General features: G+C 62.3%; 17 protein-coding genes and 1 pseudogene. 13 read left to right on the top strand and 5 right to left on the bottom strand.

Going from position 1 to position 16,323, the window contains the following annotated elements; genetic code table 11:
* Window position 1: 1 nt before the first annotated feature.
* Together ACZ48C_RS17260 and ACZ48C_RS17255 are read right to left on the bottom strand one after the other, a co-directional pair.
* Complete coding sequence (locus ACZ48C_RS17260; protein WP_464783419.1) at window positions 2–556, bottom strand: cytochrome b/b6 domain-containing protein; 555 nt, start codon at window positions 554–556, stop codon at window positions 2–4.
* Entirely contained in the window at window positions 553–831 is a 279-nt protein-coding gene (locus ACZ48C_RS17255; protein ID WP_119254768.1) for a PepSY domain-containing protein, read from the bottom strand. Before ACZ48C_RS17255 ends, ACZ48C_RS17260 begins: the two co-directional genes overlap by 4 nt.
* Before the next feature lie 129 nt (window positions 832–960).
* Here ACZ48C_RS17255 and ACZ48C_RS17250 point away from each other — a divergent pair, with 129 nt between their 5' ends.
* The 4 genes from ACZ48C_RS17250 to ACZ48C_RS17235 all read left to right on the top strand — a co-directional run bounded on the left by ACZ48C_RS17250 (window position 961) and on the right by ACZ48C_RS17235 (window position 4,404).
* Window positions 961–1,293, top strand: coding sequence for a PepSY domain-containing protein (locus ACZ48C_RS17250; RefSeq protein ID WP_119254767.1), 333 nt, complete (start codon window positions 961–963; stop codon window positions 1,291–1,293).
* Window positions 1,293–1,952, top strand: coding sequence for a response regulator transcription factor (locus ACZ48C_RS17245; protein WP_464783948.1), 660 nt, complete (start codon window positions 1,293–1,295; stop codon window positions 1,950–1,952). Before ACZ48C_RS17250 ends, ACZ48C_RS17245 begins: the two co-directional genes overlap by 1 nt.
* Entirely contained in the window at window positions 1,949–3,313 is a 1,365-nt protein-coding gene (locus tag ACZ48C_RS17240) for a sensor histidine kinase (protein ID WP_464783418.1), read from the top strand. Before ACZ48C_RS17245 ends, ACZ48C_RS17240 begins: the two co-directional genes overlap by 4 nt.
* A gap of 404 nt (window positions 3,314–3,717) precedes the next feature.
* Window positions 3,718–4,404, top strand: a complete 687-nt coding sequence (locus ACZ48C_RS17235) for a YoaK family protein (protein WP_464783417.1) — start codon at window positions 3,718–3,720, stop codon at window positions 4,402–4,404.
* Window positions 4,405–4,447: 43 nt separating this feature from the next.
* Here the strand turns inward: ACZ48C_RS17235 and ACZ48C_RS17230 are convergent, their stop codons facing one another.
* Entirely contained in the window at window positions 4,448–5,692 is a 1,245-nt protein-coding gene (locus ACZ48C_RS17230; protein WP_464783947.1) for a benzoate/H(+) symporter BenE family transporter, read from the bottom strand.
* Window positions 5,693–5,807: 115 nt separating this feature from the next.
* On the opposite strand from ACZ48C_RS17230, the gene pdxR reads away from it, so the two are divergent.
* From pdxR to ACZ48C_RS17215, 3 genes are all read left to right on the top strand, one after another.
* Window positions 5,808–7,298 (top strand): MocR-like pyridoxine biosynthesis transcription factor PdxR, encoded by a 1,491-nt coding sequence (gene pdxR, locus ACZ48C_RS17225; RefSeq protein ID WP_464783416.1) that lies wholly within the window; start codon window positions 5,808–5,810, stop codon window positions 7,296–7,298.
* A gap of 154 nt (window positions 7,299–7,452) precedes the next feature.
* A complete protein-coding gene (gene glyA / locus ACZ48C_RS17220; protein ID WP_464783415.1) occupies window positions 7,453–8,757 on the top strand; it encodes a serine hydroxymethyltransferase in 1,305 nt (434 codons plus the stop codon).
* A gap of 17 nt (window positions 8,758–8,774) precedes the next feature.
* A complete protein-coding gene (locus tag ACZ48C_RS17215; protein ID WP_464783414.1) occupies window positions 8,775–9,590 on the top strand; it encodes a YggS family pyridoxal phosphate-dependent enzyme in 816 nt (271 codons plus the stop codon).
* Window positions 9,591–9,626: 36 nt separating this feature from the next.
* On the opposite strand, the gene dtd is transcribed toward ACZ48C_RS17215, so the two are convergent.
* Together dtd and ACZ48C_RS17205 are read right to left on the bottom strand one after the other, a co-directional pair.
* On the bottom strand, window positions 9,627–10,070 hold the full coding sequence (gene dtd, locus ACZ48C_RS17210; protein ID WP_464783413.1) for a D-aminoacyl-tRNA deacylase: 444 nt from the start codon (window positions 10,068–10,070) through the stop codon (window positions 9,627–9,629).
* A 127-nt stretch (window positions 10,071–10,197) separates the two neighbouring features.
* On the bottom strand, window positions 10,198–10,812 hold the full coding sequence (locus ACZ48C_RS17205) for a TetR/AcrR family transcriptional regulator (RefSeq protein WP_464783412.1): 615 nt from the start codon (window positions 10,810–10,812) through the stop codon (window positions 10,198–10,200).
* Between the two features lie 207 nt (window positions 10,813–11,019).
* Here ACZ48C_RS17205 and ACZ48C_RS17200 point away from each other — a divergent pair, with 207 nt between their 5' ends.
* The 6 genes and pseudogenes from ACZ48C_RS17200 to ACZ48C_RS17175 form a co-directional block, all read left to right on the top strand.
* Window positions 11,020–11,904: an ABC transporter substrate-binding protein gene (locus ACZ48C_RS17200; RefSeq protein ID WP_464783411.1), complete on the top strand. Its 885-nt coding sequence runs from the start codon at window positions 11,020–11,022 to the stop codon at window positions 11,902–11,904.
* Window positions 11,905–11,923: 19 nt separating this feature from the next.
* Window positions 11,924–12,991 carry a quaternary amine ABC transporter ATP-binding protein gene (locus ACZ48C_RS17195; protein WP_464783410.1) on the top strand — a complete coding sequence of 356 codons (1,068 nt, stop codon included), beginning with the start codon at window positions 11,924–11,926 and terminating at the stop codon, window positions 12,989–12,991.
* Complete coding sequence (locus ACZ48C_RS17190; protein WP_464783409.1) at window positions 12,988–15,060, top strand: ABC transporter permease; 2,073 nt, start codon at window positions 12,988–12,990, stop codon at window positions 15,058–15,060. The genes ACZ48C_RS17195 and ACZ48C_RS17190 overlap by 4 nt, the downstream gene beginning before the upstream one ends.
* 15 nt (window positions 15,061–15,075) lie before the next feature.
* A complete protein-coding gene (locus tag ACZ48C_RS17185; protein ID WP_464783408.1) occupies window positions 15,076–15,993 on the top strand; it encodes a nucleoside hydrolase in 918 nt (305 codons plus the stop codon).
* Entirely contained in the window at window positions 15,990–16,211 is a 222-nt protein-coding gene (locus tag ACZ48C_RS17180; protein ID WP_119254756.1) for an urease accessory UreF family protein, read from the top strand. The genes ACZ48C_RS17185 and ACZ48C_RS17180 overlap by 4 nt, the downstream gene beginning before the upstream one ends.
* Window positions 16,212–16,238: 27 nt before the next feature.
* Window positions 16,239–16,319, top strand: a pseudogene (locus ACZ48C_RS17175) (urease accessory protein UreG); the annotation flags it as partial.
* Window positions 16,320–16,323: the final 4 nt, after the last annotated feature.

Genomic DNA, 16,323 nt, shown 5'->3' with positions numbered 1-16,323 from the left:
ATCAACCTTCGCGGCGCTTTCTTCCCGTCACCATGGCGCGCACGAGGTTTTCCCGGTGCTCGACGCTGGCTAGAACAACGCCAGCGATATGCAGGGCGACCAGCCCGACGGTCGAATAGACAAGGACCTTGTGGACGTCCTCCACCCAGCCGACCCCCCAATAGGCATCCGTGGTCATCATATAACCGGTGGTCACGATGCCGGACACCGCAGCGAGCAGCAGGACGACCATGGCGCCCCCCGCCGGATTGTGGCCGAGATACCGTTTGGCGCGGAAGGCGAGGCTGTCACGGAGGAACGCTAGAATCGTCGTGGGGGCGTAGAGGAAGTTGGCGAAGCGGGCGTGATGCGGCCCCAGCAGCCCCCAGACCAGGCGCAAGGCGATCAGCCCGGCGATAGCATAGCCGGAAAGGATATGAGCCTTCTTCCATTCGTCGCCGGTAACGAAGGAAAAAACGAAGAGGCAGACCAGCGACCAGTGAAAGACCCGCACGAGCGGGTCCCACACCTTGACGCTTTCCCCCGCCCCACTGGTTCGGGAGAGCGGCGCCATCATTCCGCTCCTTCCGAGCCGACGGGCTCGCCGGTCTGCGGATTGAAGATTGTCTCGACCTTGGCGCCCTTGGCGTCGATCGCATAGACTTCGTAGCAGCCGTTCTCGACCTTTATCCGCCGGACGTCGAAGCCCATCGCCTTGGCCTTGTCCTTCATGGCGTCCTCGGTCATCCACTTGTCCTTCGGCACGTTGCAACCCTTGCCTTCATCTTCGGCGCGGGCCGCACCGGCGGCGAACAAGCCCAGAAGGGCGGTTGCGAGAAGGAATGTCTTCATGGAATTTCTCCTTGTGGCCGGCCAGAGCACCCTGCCCCGACGCTGGACGCACCATAGGCAACCGTGGCTGAGCGATGGCTGACGGGAAATGTCAGCAAAATTTCAGCCTCGGCGTGCTACGCTTCGATCATGCGTATCCTCCTCATGTCCATCGCCGCCCTTTCCCTTGCCGGGCTCCTGTCGGCCGGCGTGGCCGCCCATGCGGACGATGACGGCGACGATACGGACGGGCACACCCTCGACGCTGCCCAGGAGGCGGTCTCGAGGGGCACAATCAAACCCTTCGCCGAATTGCGCGAGATCGTGCGCCAGCGATTCAAGGGCGATATCGTGCGCGTGGAGCCGCGCCGGAAACACGGGCGCTTCCTCTATAAATTCAAAGTCCTGTCGCCCGAGGGGCAGCTCGTCGAAATCGAGATGGACGCAGCGAGCGGCACGATCCTCGAAGTCGAGAACGAATGATGCGCATACTGCTCGTCGAAGACGACCGGCTGATCGCCCGCGATCTCATCGCCCATCTGGAGCGGGCGGGTTATGTCGTGGACCATGCCCGCGACGGCGAAGACGGTTGGTATCGCGGTGAGAGCGAGGATTTCGCCGCCGTCATTCTCGATCTCGGCCTGCCTTCCATGGACGGCATGACTATCCTGAAGCGCTGGCGCAAGGACGGGCGCCGCTTCCCCGTCCTCATCCTAACGGCGCGCGGCAACTGGGAAGAGCGCGTGGAAGGCATCGACGCCGGGGCGGACGACTACCTCGCCAAGCCCTTCCAGATCGCGGAAGTCCTCGCCCGCCTGCGCGCTATCCTGCGCCGCTATGCTGGCGAGCCGAGTCCGGTGCTCAGCGCCGGCGACCTGCATCTCGATCCGCGCAGCAAATCCGTGACGCTCCGGGACCGTCCGATCGACCTGACGCCGCTCGAATATCGCTGCCTGCACCATCTGTTCCAGAACCGCGAGCGCCATGTCAGCCAGCAGGAACTAACCGAGCAGCTCTATGCCCAAGATTTCGACCGCGACAGCAACTCGGTGGAGGTGCTGATCGGCCGGCTGCGGCGTAAGCTGGGAAAGGCCTTCATCGAGACGCGCCGCGGCTACGGCTACCGGATCGCCGCCGCATGAGATGGCCCGCCTCCATTCGCAGCCGCCTCCTGCTGATTTCCGCGTTGACCGTGAGCCTCGCGCTGACGCTGACCGTCACCTTGCTGGTCTCGCTCTTCTCGAGCAACATCAGCAATCGCATCGACGCGGAGCTGACCAGCCATATCAACACGCTGGCCGGCGCGCTGTCCTTTGCCGCCGACGGCACGCTCCAGCGCCCGGAAAGTCCGCTCGACCAGCGCTTCGCCACGCCCTATGGCGGGCTCTACTGGCAGATCGTCGACGATGCGCGGGGGCAGACCATCCGTTCGCTCTCGCTGTTCGACACGGCCCTCGCCTTGCCTGCGGACCAGCACGCCGAGGGCGCGGTCCATCGCTACCTGCTGCCCGGCCCAGCCGGAAGTTCGCTGATCGTCCTCGAACGGCTCGTGCGGGTCGCCGCACCAGAGGGGACACGCGCGCTGCGCATCGCGGCCGCCATCGACGCGCGCACGCTGGAGGAGGCCAGGACCGCTTTCATCCGCGACATTCTGCCGGCCGTCGCCGGGCTCGGCACCTTCCTCGTCGTCGCGTCGATCCTGCAGCTCACCCTCGGGCTGCGGCCGCTGGCGGCGCTGAACGAAGGGATCGTGCGCATCCGCGAGCGGCGTGCCAGCCAGTTGACCGGCCCCTATCCTAGCGAATTCCAGAGCACCGTGGCGGCAGTCAATGCGCTTCTGGATACGCAGGAAGCGATGATGGGCAAGGCGAGGAAGCGCGCGGCCGACCTCGCCCACGGCCTGCGCACGCCGCTGACTGTGCTCTCGAACGACGCCGTGACCCTGCGCGACAAGGGAAATACCGCCATGGCGGACGAACTGGAGCATCTGGCATCCGTCATGCGCAACCACGTGGAACGCGAGCTGGCGCTCGCCCGTATCACCGCCAGCGCGCAACTGCGCCGCTCGGACGCCGACGTCGCCATGATCGTCGGCGAGCTCGTGCGCATCCTTAAGCGCTCCCCTTCCGGCGAGCGGCTGCGGTTCGAGATCAACGGCCCAAGCACCGAGACCGTGCCCATGGACCCAGCCGACTTTCGCGAACTCATCGGCAACCTGCTCGAGAATGCCGTCAAATGGGCAAAGGCCGACATCCACGTCCGCTGGTGGCGCGATGAAACCAGGCTGCATCTCACAATCTCGGACGATGGCCCAGGCGTGCCGGAGCAGGAACTCGGCAATCTCACCCGCCGAGGTTGGCGTCTCGACACGGCATCACCCGGCTCGGGCTTCGGTCTTTCGATCGTCCGCGAAATCGTCGATGTCTATCGCATAGGCTTTTCGTTGCGGAACCGGGAAACCGACAACGGGCTGCAAGCTGATCTTCAGTTTAACCACGCATAGTCCAAACACGATGACGGTCTCGCTCTCACCTGTGCTCGCACCGTATGGTGCTCTTGCGCATCAGCCCCTTTTACTCCTGTGGCGGACTAGTACGCTTGGTCTAGATTCGCTGCCTGACCAGCATCTGCCAGACCCTGCGCCGCGAACAACAAGAGTGCAGCTCCTGTTGCAGGGATCCTCAGCAGCCAAGCAGTCGCACCGCCAAAAACTCGAAGGCAACCTGCCTTCGCCTGAACATATCATTCCGGTTTTAGGACGGCTTAGCCCCGAGCGACCGACACTTCTCGGATACATAAATGGGTCTCTGACCCCATCGACTTTCGAGCGTTGGCGTTGCATCTTGCCCCGCAGGAATGAGGCGTGGGCTCGTTCCCTCACCGCATCCATAGCAATGTAAAATCGAAATGCTCATCCAAGAAGGTGACAAGAGGACACCAGCAACCGACCTGATGCTGGCCTCAATTCTGGCGTTCGTCGCAGGCGGCGTGAACAGTGCTGGTTACTTTGGCTACCGCTACTTCTCGGCCAACATGACCGGCAATGTCTCGATGGCCTCCGATCTCTTTGCGGTCTCGCAATCCGACTTGGCGCTCGGCTTTCTGACAATCGTGGCGATGTTCATCTTTGGCGCTTTCATTGCCTCGATTCTTATCGAGTTTGGCAAACAACAGCAGCGCAGCAACATCTACGCCCTTACACTGATTATCGAGGCCTCTTTTCTTATCTTTGTGGGGCTTGTCATCAGCCTGAGCACGCGGCCACCACATGGCGTGCTAGTAGTAGGCCTGTTAAGCTTAACCATGGGATTACAAAATGCGGCGTCAACCCGGATTTCCGGTAGTCGTGTGCGAACAACCCACGTCTCGGGCATCGCTACCGACATCGGCGTTGGCATCGCCATGCTCTTAGGAGGCAACTCGAGCACTGAGAAGCTAGCAATTGTACTGCGCTTGAAGCTCCACTTCGCCACGATTGTCTTCTTCGCACTCGGTAGCGTACTTGGAGTCCTGGGGTACCAGCACCTGGGAGGATTGTCCTTCTGCGCTTTGGCAATGCCTCTAATATTGCTGAGCCTCAGATATCTCCGATAATGTCTAGTATCGTTCGCAAGGGCCTTCACTTCAACTTCGATGGTCACTCACCGCGTTCCCTCACGCCAGCATCACAGCCGCAACCCCGCCGCCTTCCTTGTTCACGGCACGGCAGACGGCCATTCAGAACCATGTAAGCGACAAGGCCGATCATCAGCCCCCAGAACGCACCGCCGATGCCGAGTAGTTTGATGTTGGCAGCGGACGCCAGGAAGGTGATGAGCGCCGCTTCACGCGATGTCGGATCGGCCATCGCTCCGGCGAGGCTACCGCCAATCGTGCCGAGCAGCGCCAGACCGGCAAGCGTCGTGATGAAGGTTGCCGGGAAGGCCATGAAGACGGCGGCAAGCGTGACGCCGAACACCCCGACCAGCACATAGAAGCAGCCCGCCGCGATGCCGGCGATCCAGCGCTTGCGCGGGTCTTCATGGGCTTCCCTGCCGGTGGCGATTGCCGCCGTGATGGCCGCGATGTTGAAGGCATGGGAGCCGAACGGGGCCATGATGAGAGAACCGAGGCCCGTCACGGTGACGATGGGATTAGCACTCGTCTTGAAACCGTCATTCCGCAGCACCAGCATTCCCGGCATGTATTGGCCGGTCAACGTGATGAGAAATAGGGGCAGCGCGACGGACAGAAGTGCATTCAGCGAAAACTCCGGCATGGTGAAGACGGGCGCAGCAAACTCCGGTTTCAACCCCGACAGATCGACCCGGCCCTGTGTCAGCAGGAAGACCAGCCCGAGGGCGAGGATGCCGACCACGGCATAGCGGGCGGAGAAGCGCTTCAACACGACATAGGCGACGATCAGGAGGCCGACCAGCGGCGGATCGACGCTTGCGCCACCGAATGCGCCCATGCCGAATTGCAACAGAATGCCCGCAAGCAGACCAGAGGCGATGCCCGGCGGAATCAGCCAGATCACCTTCTCGAAATAGCCCGACAGTCCAAGCGCGACGAAGGCCACCGCCGAGATCATGTAAGCGCCGACCGCCTCCGAATAGGGCGTCGTTGCCAATGCCGTGACGAGGAACGCCGCCGCTGGCGTGGACCAGGCGGTGATGATTGGCTCGCGAAACCTCCAGCTCAGGAACAGTCCGGTCAACCCGACGCCAATCGAAACCGACCACACCCAGGAGGCCGTCAATTCCGGGCTAAGCCCCGCGACCTTTGCGGCCTGAAAGACCAGAATGAAGGTGCCGCCATAGTTGACGATAACGGAGATCAATCCCGCCACGATGGGATAGGTCAGATCGTTGAGACGAATGGGTGATGAGCTGGAAGGCATGGTCGTGACGAAACTCCTGAAGGCTTTGGGATCGCGGAGGCGACGAATTGCCTTGACAAGTAGCCGATCAATGGCCTGATTTGCCCATCCATTTTCCCAGAGAGATTCGGACCATTTGTTCAAGCACTCCCAACTCGAATCCGTGAAGGCATGGCTTGCCCATCCCGCCCATGCGGCGATGCCGCTTCATGCGCGGATTCAGCGGGCGATCCGGCAACTGATCGTCGATGGCGCACTGGGGCCGGGCAAGCCGCTGCCGGCGTCGCGTGCGCTCGCAAAATCGTTGGGGGTGTCACGCGACACGATTGAAACGGCTTACGCGCAGCTTCATGCTGAGGGGTTCATCGACCGCCGTGTCGGCAGCGGCAGTTTCGTAGCCGAGATCACAGAGTTCACGCCCGGCCGCCGTCTTTCCCAGCGTGACGCGCTCGCGCGCAACCAGGCCCCGAACCTCAGCAAGCGCGGCAACGGCATGTTCCGCAGCGGCGGGGTGCGCGAGATGTTGATCCCGCGCCCCTTTGCGCATGGCGTGCCGGAAACCCGGACATTTCCGCTTCCGCTCTGGGAGAGGCTGGAACGGCAGGTGCGCAAGGAGGTCGGCGTGCAGGCCCTCCATCACGGCGATCCGCAGGGAACCGAGCCGCTGCGCCGCACCATCGCCGACTATGTGAACCTTGAGCGCGGTGCGCGCGCCACCGCCGACCGCGTATCGGTGCTGACCAGTTCGCAACAGGCCATGTCGCTCTGCGCCAATATGCTGCTCGATCCCGGTGATCGGATCTTCATCGAAGACCCGGCCTATTACGGCGCGCGCAAAGCCTTCGATGCGGCAGGATTGGAGTGTGTGCCGATCCGCGTTGACCGGCAGGGCATCGTGGTCGAGCAGATCAGGGCCGAACCACGAAAGGCGAAGGCCGTCTTCCTCACGCCTTCGCATCAGTTCCCAACCGGCGCGACGCTGGCGCTTGATCGTCGGCTCGCCCTGATCGAATGGGCCGCCCGGCATCAGGCATGGATTATCGAAGACGATTACGACAGCGAGTTTCATTATGCGGGCAAGCCGACGGCTTGCGTGCAGGGTCTCGATCCGCATGATCGCACCATCTATATCGGCACCTTCACCAAGTCGCTCTTTCCAGGCTTGCGGATCGGCTATGTCGTGCTGCCGCCGCAACTGGTGAAGCCGATGACGGTGGCGCGCACGCTTCTGGACGGTCACACAGCTCCCATGGCGCAACTGACGTTGGCCCGCTTTATGGAAGGCGGGCATTTCGGCGCATATGTCCGCACCATGCGCGGCATCTATGCCGAACGGCTCGACGTGCTCGTTGGACTGGTCAACAAACACCTCTCGGATTTTGTCGAACCGCGCGTTCCCATCGGCGGGCTACAAATGCCCTGCTTGCTAACAGGCGATCTATCCGAGCGCGCAGCCATCGACGCGGCGCGACGTGTCGGGATCGAACTTCTCGGGCTGTCGGCGCTGCACGCATCCGGCGAAGCCAGGGCCGGTTTCCTGATGGGCTTTGCCGCCTATACGCCGGCCGAGATCGAGGTTGCGGTCAAGAAGCTGACAAACGCGCTCCGGGCGATATCGAAATCATAGATCGGCCGTTTCCGTCTCAAATCGAATGGTCTGATCGACTCGCGGCAAGCGGAGGGGAACAGCAGACCACGCCCATGATAGGTGCTGGTGAAACACCGCCGCGCGAGGCAGCCCGGCGGCGAACCAGTCATCAGCACCTTGAAGGAGATCAGCAATGCAAACATCGGCCGCGCCGCACGCAGTCCAGAATGTCAAAAAAGCAGGTGTGAGCGCAGCCGGGTTGTCCGTCGCCGATAATGCCGTTGCCACCGCAATCGCCAGCGAAACGATCCGGCAGCGCGAATCCATCGAACTGATCGCCTCGGAGAATTTCGTGAGCCAGGCCGTGCTCGATGCGCAAGGATCGGTGCTCACCAACAAATATGCCGAAGGCTATCCGCATCGCCGCTATTATGGCGGCTGCGCGAATGTCGATGTCGTCGAGGATCTGGCGATTGAGCGGCTGAACAGGCTGTTCGGCAGCACCTACGCCAATGTGCAGCCGCATTCGGGCAGCCAGGCCAACCAGTCGGTTTTCCTCGCGCTGCTCAACCCTGGCGATACGATCCTCGGACTCGACCTCAAGGCGGGAGGGCATCTCACTCATGGAGCTGCGGTCAACATGTCGGGCCGTTGGTTCAACGTCGTCAGCTATGGCGTGGACCCGGAAACCCATCTCATCGACATGGATCAGGTGGCCGCGCTTGCCCGTCAGCACCGGCCCAGGCTGATGATTGCCGGCGGTTCGGCCTATCCGCGCGTCATGGACTTCGCGCACTTCCGACAGATCGCCGATGACGTTGGCGCGACCCTGCTGGTCGATATGGCGCACTTCGCTGGCCTCGTGGCCGGTGGCGTCTATCCGTCGCCCGTTCCCTTCGCCGATGTCATCACCTCGACCACGCACAAGACCTTGCGAGGACCACGCGGTGGGGTCGTCCTGACCAATGACGCGGAGATCGCGAAGAAGATCAATTCGGCAGTCTTTCCCGGTCTGCAAGGTGGTCCGCTCATGCACGTCATCGCCGCGAAGGCCGTGGCATTCGGCGAGGCGCTGGAACCGTCGTTCCAAACTTATGCGCGGGCGGTGGTCGAGAATTGTCAGGCGTTGGCGCAGGCTCTTGCCGATGGCGGCTTGAAGATCACCTCCGGCGGCACGGATTGCCATCTGGCCGTGGTCGATCTGCGTCCCATCGGCGTAACCGGCAATATCGCCGAAAAGGCGCTGGAATCAGTCGGCATCACGCTGAACAAGAATGCTATACCGAGCGACCCGGAAAAGCCGATGGTCACGTCCGGCATCCGTGTCGGCAGCGCCGCCGGGACATCGCGCGGCTTTGGTGTCGATGAATATCGCCAGATTGCCGCGTTCATGCTCGACACTCTCGAAGCTGTCCGTAGCGGAACGCTCGATGCGCGCCGGCCGGACATCAAGGGCCGGGTACGCCAGCTCGTCGCGCGTTTCCCGTTGCCCTATTGATTCGGGGCGAGATCGGCATGAACACACGATCTAAGATCGAGCTTTCGCCAGAGGACATCGCTCGCTTCGGCAACGATCCCACGACGACATTCGCGGCGAACCTGAAAGCCGTGCAGGCGCGTATCGCAACTGCCTGCCATTGTAGCGGACGGCCCCCTGACGACGTGCGCCTTCTTCCTGTTACCAAGACAGTCCCGGCTCACATCTTGCGGCTCGCCCATGCTACCGGAATTTCGGATTTTGGGGAAAACAAGCTCCAGGAGGCTCGTGACAAGCAGGCAACCTTGAGCGATTTGCCAATCCGCTGGAGCATCATAGGCCATCTCCAGACCAACAAGGTGAAATATCTAGTCCGGCTGGCGACAGAGTTTCACGCGCTGGACAGCTTCCGCCTGGCAGAGGAACTGAACCGCCGGCTCGATGCCCTAGATCGCGATCTCGACGTGTTCGTACAGGTGAACACCTCCGGCGAGGAAAGCAAATATGGCCTGCATCCCGCCGATCTCATGCCGTTCGTCGCGCGCTTATCCGAATACCCCCGGCTCAAGCCGCGTGGTCTGATGACGCTGGCGATCTTTAGCGCCGATCATGAGCGGGTGCGCACCTGCTTTCGCCTGCTCCGCGGTTTGCGGGATCGCGCCGTGACGGCCCATGCCGGCCTGACACAGCTTTCCATGGGCATGTCGGGGGATTTCGAGATGGCCATTGAAGAAGGCGCGGATGTCGTTCGGGTCGGCCAAGCGATATTCGGTCCACGTCCAACCACCAATGCCTTCTATTGGCCCGGCATAATTCCGTCCTCCACCAATCAGGATGTCGAAGACTCGTCATGACGGCGTGCAAGGATTCGAACCGTAGAACCCGTGCCCTTAACCGGACACCGTATCCAGCCAGATTGTCACGGGACCGTCATTTACGAGCTCAACACGCATATCCGCCCCGAAGATGCCATTCGCAACCGTAACGCCAAGCGCTGCGACATTGGCAGAGAAGACCTCATAAAGGCGTTTCCCCTCGTCCGGCGGCGCGGCTGTAGAAAAGCCGGGCCTGTTGCCTTTTGTCTCGGCGGCCAGCGTGAACTGACTGACGACGAGGACGGAACCATCGACATCGACAAGCGAACGGTTCATGCGATCGGCATCGTCCCTGAAGATGCGCAGGTTAACGATTTTGCGCGCCAGCCATTCGCTTTCCCTTTCAGTGTCGCCCTTCATCGCGCAGACGAAGACCAGCAGTCCGTTGCCAATCTTACCGGCGGCCACACCGTCAACGGTGACGCTGGCGGAGGAAACGCGCTGGACAAGTGCTCTCATGGACTCAACTCTTCCTCTGTTTACTCGCCTTCTCGGCACCAAATCGGTCGCGGGCAAGCTTCACCATGCTGCGGATGTGTCGCAAAGTTCTCAACGGATAAGAGCCGTATCTCGCGTCCTTGTTTTTCTAAACGCTCTCGCGGCCGGCGTTACCGTTACGCTCCCACGTCATCTCCATGAGGCGCCGTAGAAAGGCCTTCCGGTCTTCAGGGGCGAACTGCGGCAGTCCGATCGCTTCGTTGAAATAAAGCCCGTCCACGGCAAGACGGATCACCTCGGCATAAAAATAATCGAGCCCGTCTTTCTTCAAGCGGCTCGACCACTTTGTGTTTTCCACGGCGTAATCAGCGAGAAGATCGCGATCGGTCGCAATGCCAGCAATCATCGCGGCCGCGATATCGTCGGCCCCTTCGGCGGGAAAGCTCGTGGTGATATAGGCGCGCAGATAAGAGCCTGGGCTGGGGTCAACCTCCACCATCGCCATCGTCTTTTCCTCGAAGGAATCAAGCCCCGCCGTAATCATGGCGCGGATCAGCGCATCCTTGGAGGCGAAATAGTGCAGTAGGCCGCCCTTGCTGATTCCGGCTTCCGTGGCGACATCAGCCAGTGTCATGCGAGCGACGCCGCGCTCCATGACGATGCGGGTCGCTGCGTTAACGATCGCGGTCCTGATCTCATCGCCGCTCTTGCGGGTTTTCCGCACCGGTTTTCCGTCCTTCATCGCCTGCTCGACCTCCCTCATCCGCAACCACACGACGAGACATAGCAAAAAGCCCACATAGAAAAACCCTCTTCCGAAAAAATTTCGACCGGCTGGACGGTTTTTTATAGACCGTCCAGCCGGTCTGAAATAAGGTGCCTTCAGGAGTGAGGCATTGAAGGAGGAAATTACGTGCTCAGCGCTCGATCCATTTGCCTGGCGGCAGCCGCAGGCTTTGCATCCCTTACCGTGAGCCTGAACCTGGCGACGGCCGCGCCGCTCGGCGATGCACAGGCGCCGATCCGCATCGCGCTCAACGAGTGGACCGGCCAGAACATCACGGCCCATGTCGCCGGCCAACTCCTGGAGAAACTCGGCTACAAGGTGCAATACGTCACCGCCGGCAGCTTTCCGCAATGGATCGGCATGCAGGACGGCTCCATCGACATGACGCCGGAGCTGTGGACCAACAATCTCGGCGAGATTTATCCGAAGATGCTGGAGGCCAAACAGGTCGAACCCGTCGGCGATCTCGGCCTCAATGCCCGCGACGGCTGGGCCTATACCGACGCGACGCTTGCGATCTGCCCCAGCCTGCCGGACTGGAAGGCACTGCTGGAACCTTCCTGCGCGGCGGCGCTGGCCACGGCCGAAACCCTGCCGAACGGCCGTCTCGTCGATTATCCCGCTGATTGGGGGACGGCTTCTGCAAATGAAATCGAGGACTTCAACCTGCCGCTGACCGCCGTTCCTGCCGGATCCGAAGGCGCGCTGGTGGCAGAACTCCAGGCCGCCGCTGCGGCCGACAAGCCGTTGCTCATGCGCTTCTGGGCACCGCATTGGCTGCTCGCCAAGGTCAAGCTGAACTGGCTCGACATGCCGCCCTGCGATCCAAAGGATGGCGGGCGCTGCATCCTGCCTTCGCCGGTCATCAAGGTGGTGCGCGCCGGCTTCGGCGAAAAATGGCCGGCGGCCTATGCCTTCATGAAGCAATACCAGCTTGGCGCCGAGGACCAGCAGAAGATGATGCTGGAGATCGACCAGAACAAGAAGGAGATCGGCGCGGTCGTCAGCGCCTGGATCGGCGCCAACACCGCCCGCTGGTCGCCCTGGATCGACGCGGCGAAGAAGTAGCCATCTCCGGAATATGGTCATGATCTCCTCGCCCCTCTCCCCAAGCGGCAGACCGGTAAAACTCGCCTGCCGGAACCTCTGGAAAATCTATGGTCTCCCGCCAAAGGAAGCGGCCGACGTCGCCCGAACGGGCGACCCGGCCGCCCTGCAACGCGAATGGGATGGCCGCAAACCGCTCGCCGCCGTTGCAGGTGCGAGCTTCGATATCCACGAGGCCGAAATCTTCGTATTGATGGGCCTGTCCGGTTCGGGCAAGTCGACGCTTTTGCGCTGCCTCACCCGGCTGATCGAACCTTCCGGCGGCAGCGTTACCCTGGACGGGGAAAACCTGCTTGCGGTCGGCCGCGGCAGGATGACTGAATTGCGCCGCAAGGCGATGGGCATGGTCTTCCAGAATTTCGGCCTGCTGCCGCATCTGAATGTTCTCGACAACGTCGCTTTTCCGCTGCGGGTGCAGGGTATCGACCGGACTGCCCGCGAGGCGCGGGCTCGCGAAATGACCGAACTCGTCGGTCTCGAGGGACGCGAAGACCAGTTCCCGTCCCAGCTTTCCGGCGGCCAGCAGCAGCGTGTCGGCATTGCCCGCTCGCTTGCCGCCGAACCCGAAATCTGGTTTCTCGACGAGCCTTTCTCTGCCCTAGACCCGCTAATCCGCCGGCAGATGCAGGACGAGTTCATCCGCCTGCAGAAGATCCTGCGCAAGACCATCGTGTTCGTCACCCACGACGTACAGGAGGCTTTCCGGCTGGCGGACCGCATTGCCATCATGCGCGATGGCGCGATCGTCCAGATCGGCACGCCTGCCGAAATCGCGCTCGCCCCGGCAAACGGCTATATCGCCGAATTCCTGCGCGACGTACCGCTGCTCCGGGTGATCCGCGCTGTCGATGTGATGCGGCCGGTAACCGGCGACGGACAGGCAATGCCCCGTTTCACGACCGAGGATGTGCTGGAAGACATCCTGCCCACGCTTCTGGGCGGCGCGGCCGCGGTTAGCATCTGCGATGCGGACGGAAACCGCGTCGGCGAGATATCGGCAGCGGAAATGAGCGGCTTTTTCGGTAGCGACCGGGCGATACCCGCATGAAACCTGGAAATGCACGTCCCTCCGCATCCGCCCTCCTGAAGATGGCGGCCATGCCTGCACTGATGCTGGCTAGTCTTGCCGCTGCCAAGGCTGTGCCGCCTATCGCCGCCTTCCCTGCCGACTGGACGATACCCGTGCCGGCTGGCGTCAACGCCTTTCTCGGCTGGCTCGTTCCCGCCATCCAGCCGGTCACGAGCCTTATCGGCAAGCTTGCGGGCGCGCTTCTTTCCACGCTGATCGGTATCCTGCAATTCCTGCCCTGGCCGGTCGTTGCCCTGGCGGTGGCACTGATCGGCTTCAAGGCAGGCGGCATCCGCCTCGCGGCCCTCGTCCTTGCCGCGGTCGTCTATATCGTGCTGGCCGGCTTCTGGATGCAGAGCATGGCAACACTGTCGCTCGTGATACTCGCCGTGCCGCTGTCGGTCTCGCTCGGTTTCCTACTCGGGCTCGGCGCCTTCTTCCTGCCGCGGCTGCGCCAGGGGCTGGAGCTGGCCTTCGATTTCATGCAGACCTTCCCGGCCTTCGCCTATCTTCTGCCGTTGCTCCTACTGTTCGGCTTCGGCCCGATCGCCGGGCTCGTCGCCACCGCGATCTACGCGATACCGCCCATGGCGCGCTGTACTCTCAGCGGTCTCGTCGAAGTTCCGCACGAGCGCCTCGAAGCCGCGGAAATGAGCGGCTGCTCCACCTGGCAACGACTTGTCTGGGTGGAACTTCCCTCCGCTCGCCCCATGCTGGCGCTCGGTCTCAACCAGACGACGATGGCCGCGCTCAGCATGGTCATCACCGCCTCGATCATCGGCGGCTTCGACGATATCGGCTGGGCTGTGCTCAGCGGCCTGCGACAGGCCGATCTCGGCAAGAGCCTGCTGGCCGGTCTAGTCATCGTCCTGATCTCGGTGATCGTCGACCGCATCACCGCCGGCCTTTTCCGGTCTCCTGCAACGTCCGGCACCCGGATAGGCGGGCTCAGCTGGCCTGCCGTCCTCGCGGTCGCCGGCGCGGCGCTCGTGCTCGGCGCCGTCGCACGGCTGGCCGCGCCTCAGCTGCTCCAGGGCTGGAACGAGACGCGCGGCATCGTCGATTTCGGCCTGATCAACGAGGTGCTTCTCGGCTTCGTAGCACGTTACAGCGACGTTCTGGACGCGATCAAGAACGCGGTTCTCTTCTATCTCGTTCTGCCGCTGCGCGTCGGCCTGGTCGGGGCCGTACTGCCCATCACCTGGGGCTTTTCCATGACGCCGGCCGTCGCGGCCGCATATGCCGCGCTGGCGCTTCTCCTCGCGCTCCGGCAGATGACGAAGGGCCGGCCCTCGGCAGCTGCGGCAATCCTCTGCCTCGCCGCGCTTCTCTATACTGGGCTCGTCGCCTTTCCCTGGCCGGCTGCAATTGCGCTGGCAGTCTGGGCGGCGTGGCGGGCTGCAGGACTGCGGCTGGCACTCTTCACCGGCCTCAGCCTCGCCTTCGTGCTGGCAACGGGTCTCTGGGTGCCCTTCGTAAAGTCGCTCTATCTGGTCGTCGTCGCCGTGGCGCTCTGTGCGCTTGCCGGCGGGCTTCTCGGAGTTTTGGCCGCACGTAGCGACCGCTTCTCGGCCCTGCTACGCCCCGTCAACGATGCCCTACAGACCATGCCGCAATTCGTCTTCCTCATTCCGGCCCTGATGTTCTTCAAGGTCGGCGAGTTTGCCGGGCTGATTGCGATTGCGCTTTACGCTGTCGTGCCGGCCATTCGCTATACCGAGACGGGTTTGCGCAATGTTTCGCCAACACTTCTCGAAACGGCCCGGCAACTCGGCTGCACGCCGCTCCAGAGCACATTTCTCGTGCAATTGCCAACGGCTCGACCGGCCCTGCTGCTCGGCCTCAACCAAGTGATCATGGCCGCCATCACCATGCTGCCGATCGCCGCCACCGTCGGCACCGCCGAGCTTGGCCAGCAGATCTATATCGCGCTCGGCAAGGCCGATGCGGGCCTCGGCGTCACTGCCGGCCTCGTCTTCTGCCTGCTTGCCATAAATCTCGATCGCATCCTGCGCGGCGTCGCCGGACGCCTGCGTAGCGCCCAATAACCAAAGGAAAATCCCATGTCCCTCTCCGAAGGCCATCGTCTGGCGATGCTTGAGCCTCATTCCGGCAAACGTCGCATCGTCATTGATACGGACACGTTCAACGAGATCGACGACCAGTTCGCCATTGTCCATGCACTGCTGTCGCCAGAGCGCGTCACGGTCGAGGCGATCTATGCCGCGCCCTTCGTCAATGAAACAACATGCGATCCGGCAGAAGGCATGGAACTCAGCTATCAGGAAATCCTCGCGTTGCTCGAACGGCTTTCCATTCCCCATGAAGGCCTCGTGCATCGCGGCGTCACCCGCTATGTCGGCCGCGAGAAACGACCTGTCGCCGCCCCCGCCGTCGACGACCTGATCGCCCGCGCACGGCGCGCATCACCCGAGAACCCGCTGCATGTCGTCGCCATCGCCGCGATCAGCAACGTCGCCTCCGCCCTGCTCATGGCTCCCGACATCATCGACCGGATCGTCGTCATCTGGCTCGGCGGCCATGCCATTGACTGGCAGCATCAGGCCGAATTCAATCTCGAACAGGATATCGGCGGCGTGCAGGTGCTGTTCGATTCCGGTGTACCGCTGGTCCTTGTTCCTTGCGAGGGCGTGACATCGATTCTGCACAGCACCGTGCCGGAGATCGAGCGCTATGTCGAACCGCATGGCGAGATCGGCCGCTTTCTCGCCATGCGCTTCAAGGGCTACAGCGATGATCACACCGGTTGGGCCAAAGAGATCTGGGACATGGGCGCAACCGCCTGGGTGCTCGACCCTGTCTGGGCGCCAAGCGTTCTCATACCCACCCCTATCCTGACCGACGACCTGCATTACGCTGTCGATCGGTCGCGCCATCAGATGCGCTATGTCTACACGGTGAACCGAAACCCGATCCTGCAAGATTTTATTGGAAAGCTCGCAACATATGGACATCGATGAATCCGTACGCGGTCGCGTCGAACCTCGTTTCGGTCGCCATCCATTGCGGCGCTGTCGGCCAGCGCCGTGGTGTCGCGGTTCTGACGATGTTAGACACGTGGATCGTCGCGTTTGCAGCGGCGGCGGTCGCTTCAACACGCGACGGTCTCGGTTCCGGCGTCATGCAGGCGGAGATCGTGAGGCTTCGGCACGAAACCCTGCCGGTCCGACTCTTCTGAGCGGGCCTTCATTCCAAGGGAGTTTCCATGACATCGAAGAACGGTCGCCTGCGCGTCGGCATCGGCGACCCAGTCGGCTCCGGCAAGACAGCAGTCTCCGAAAAGCTTATGT

Source organism: Shinella sp. 1A1, from assembly GCF_055379515.1.
Note: the sequence above shows the minus strand (reverse complement) of the source record. Positions and strands in the feature narration are given on the sequence as shown.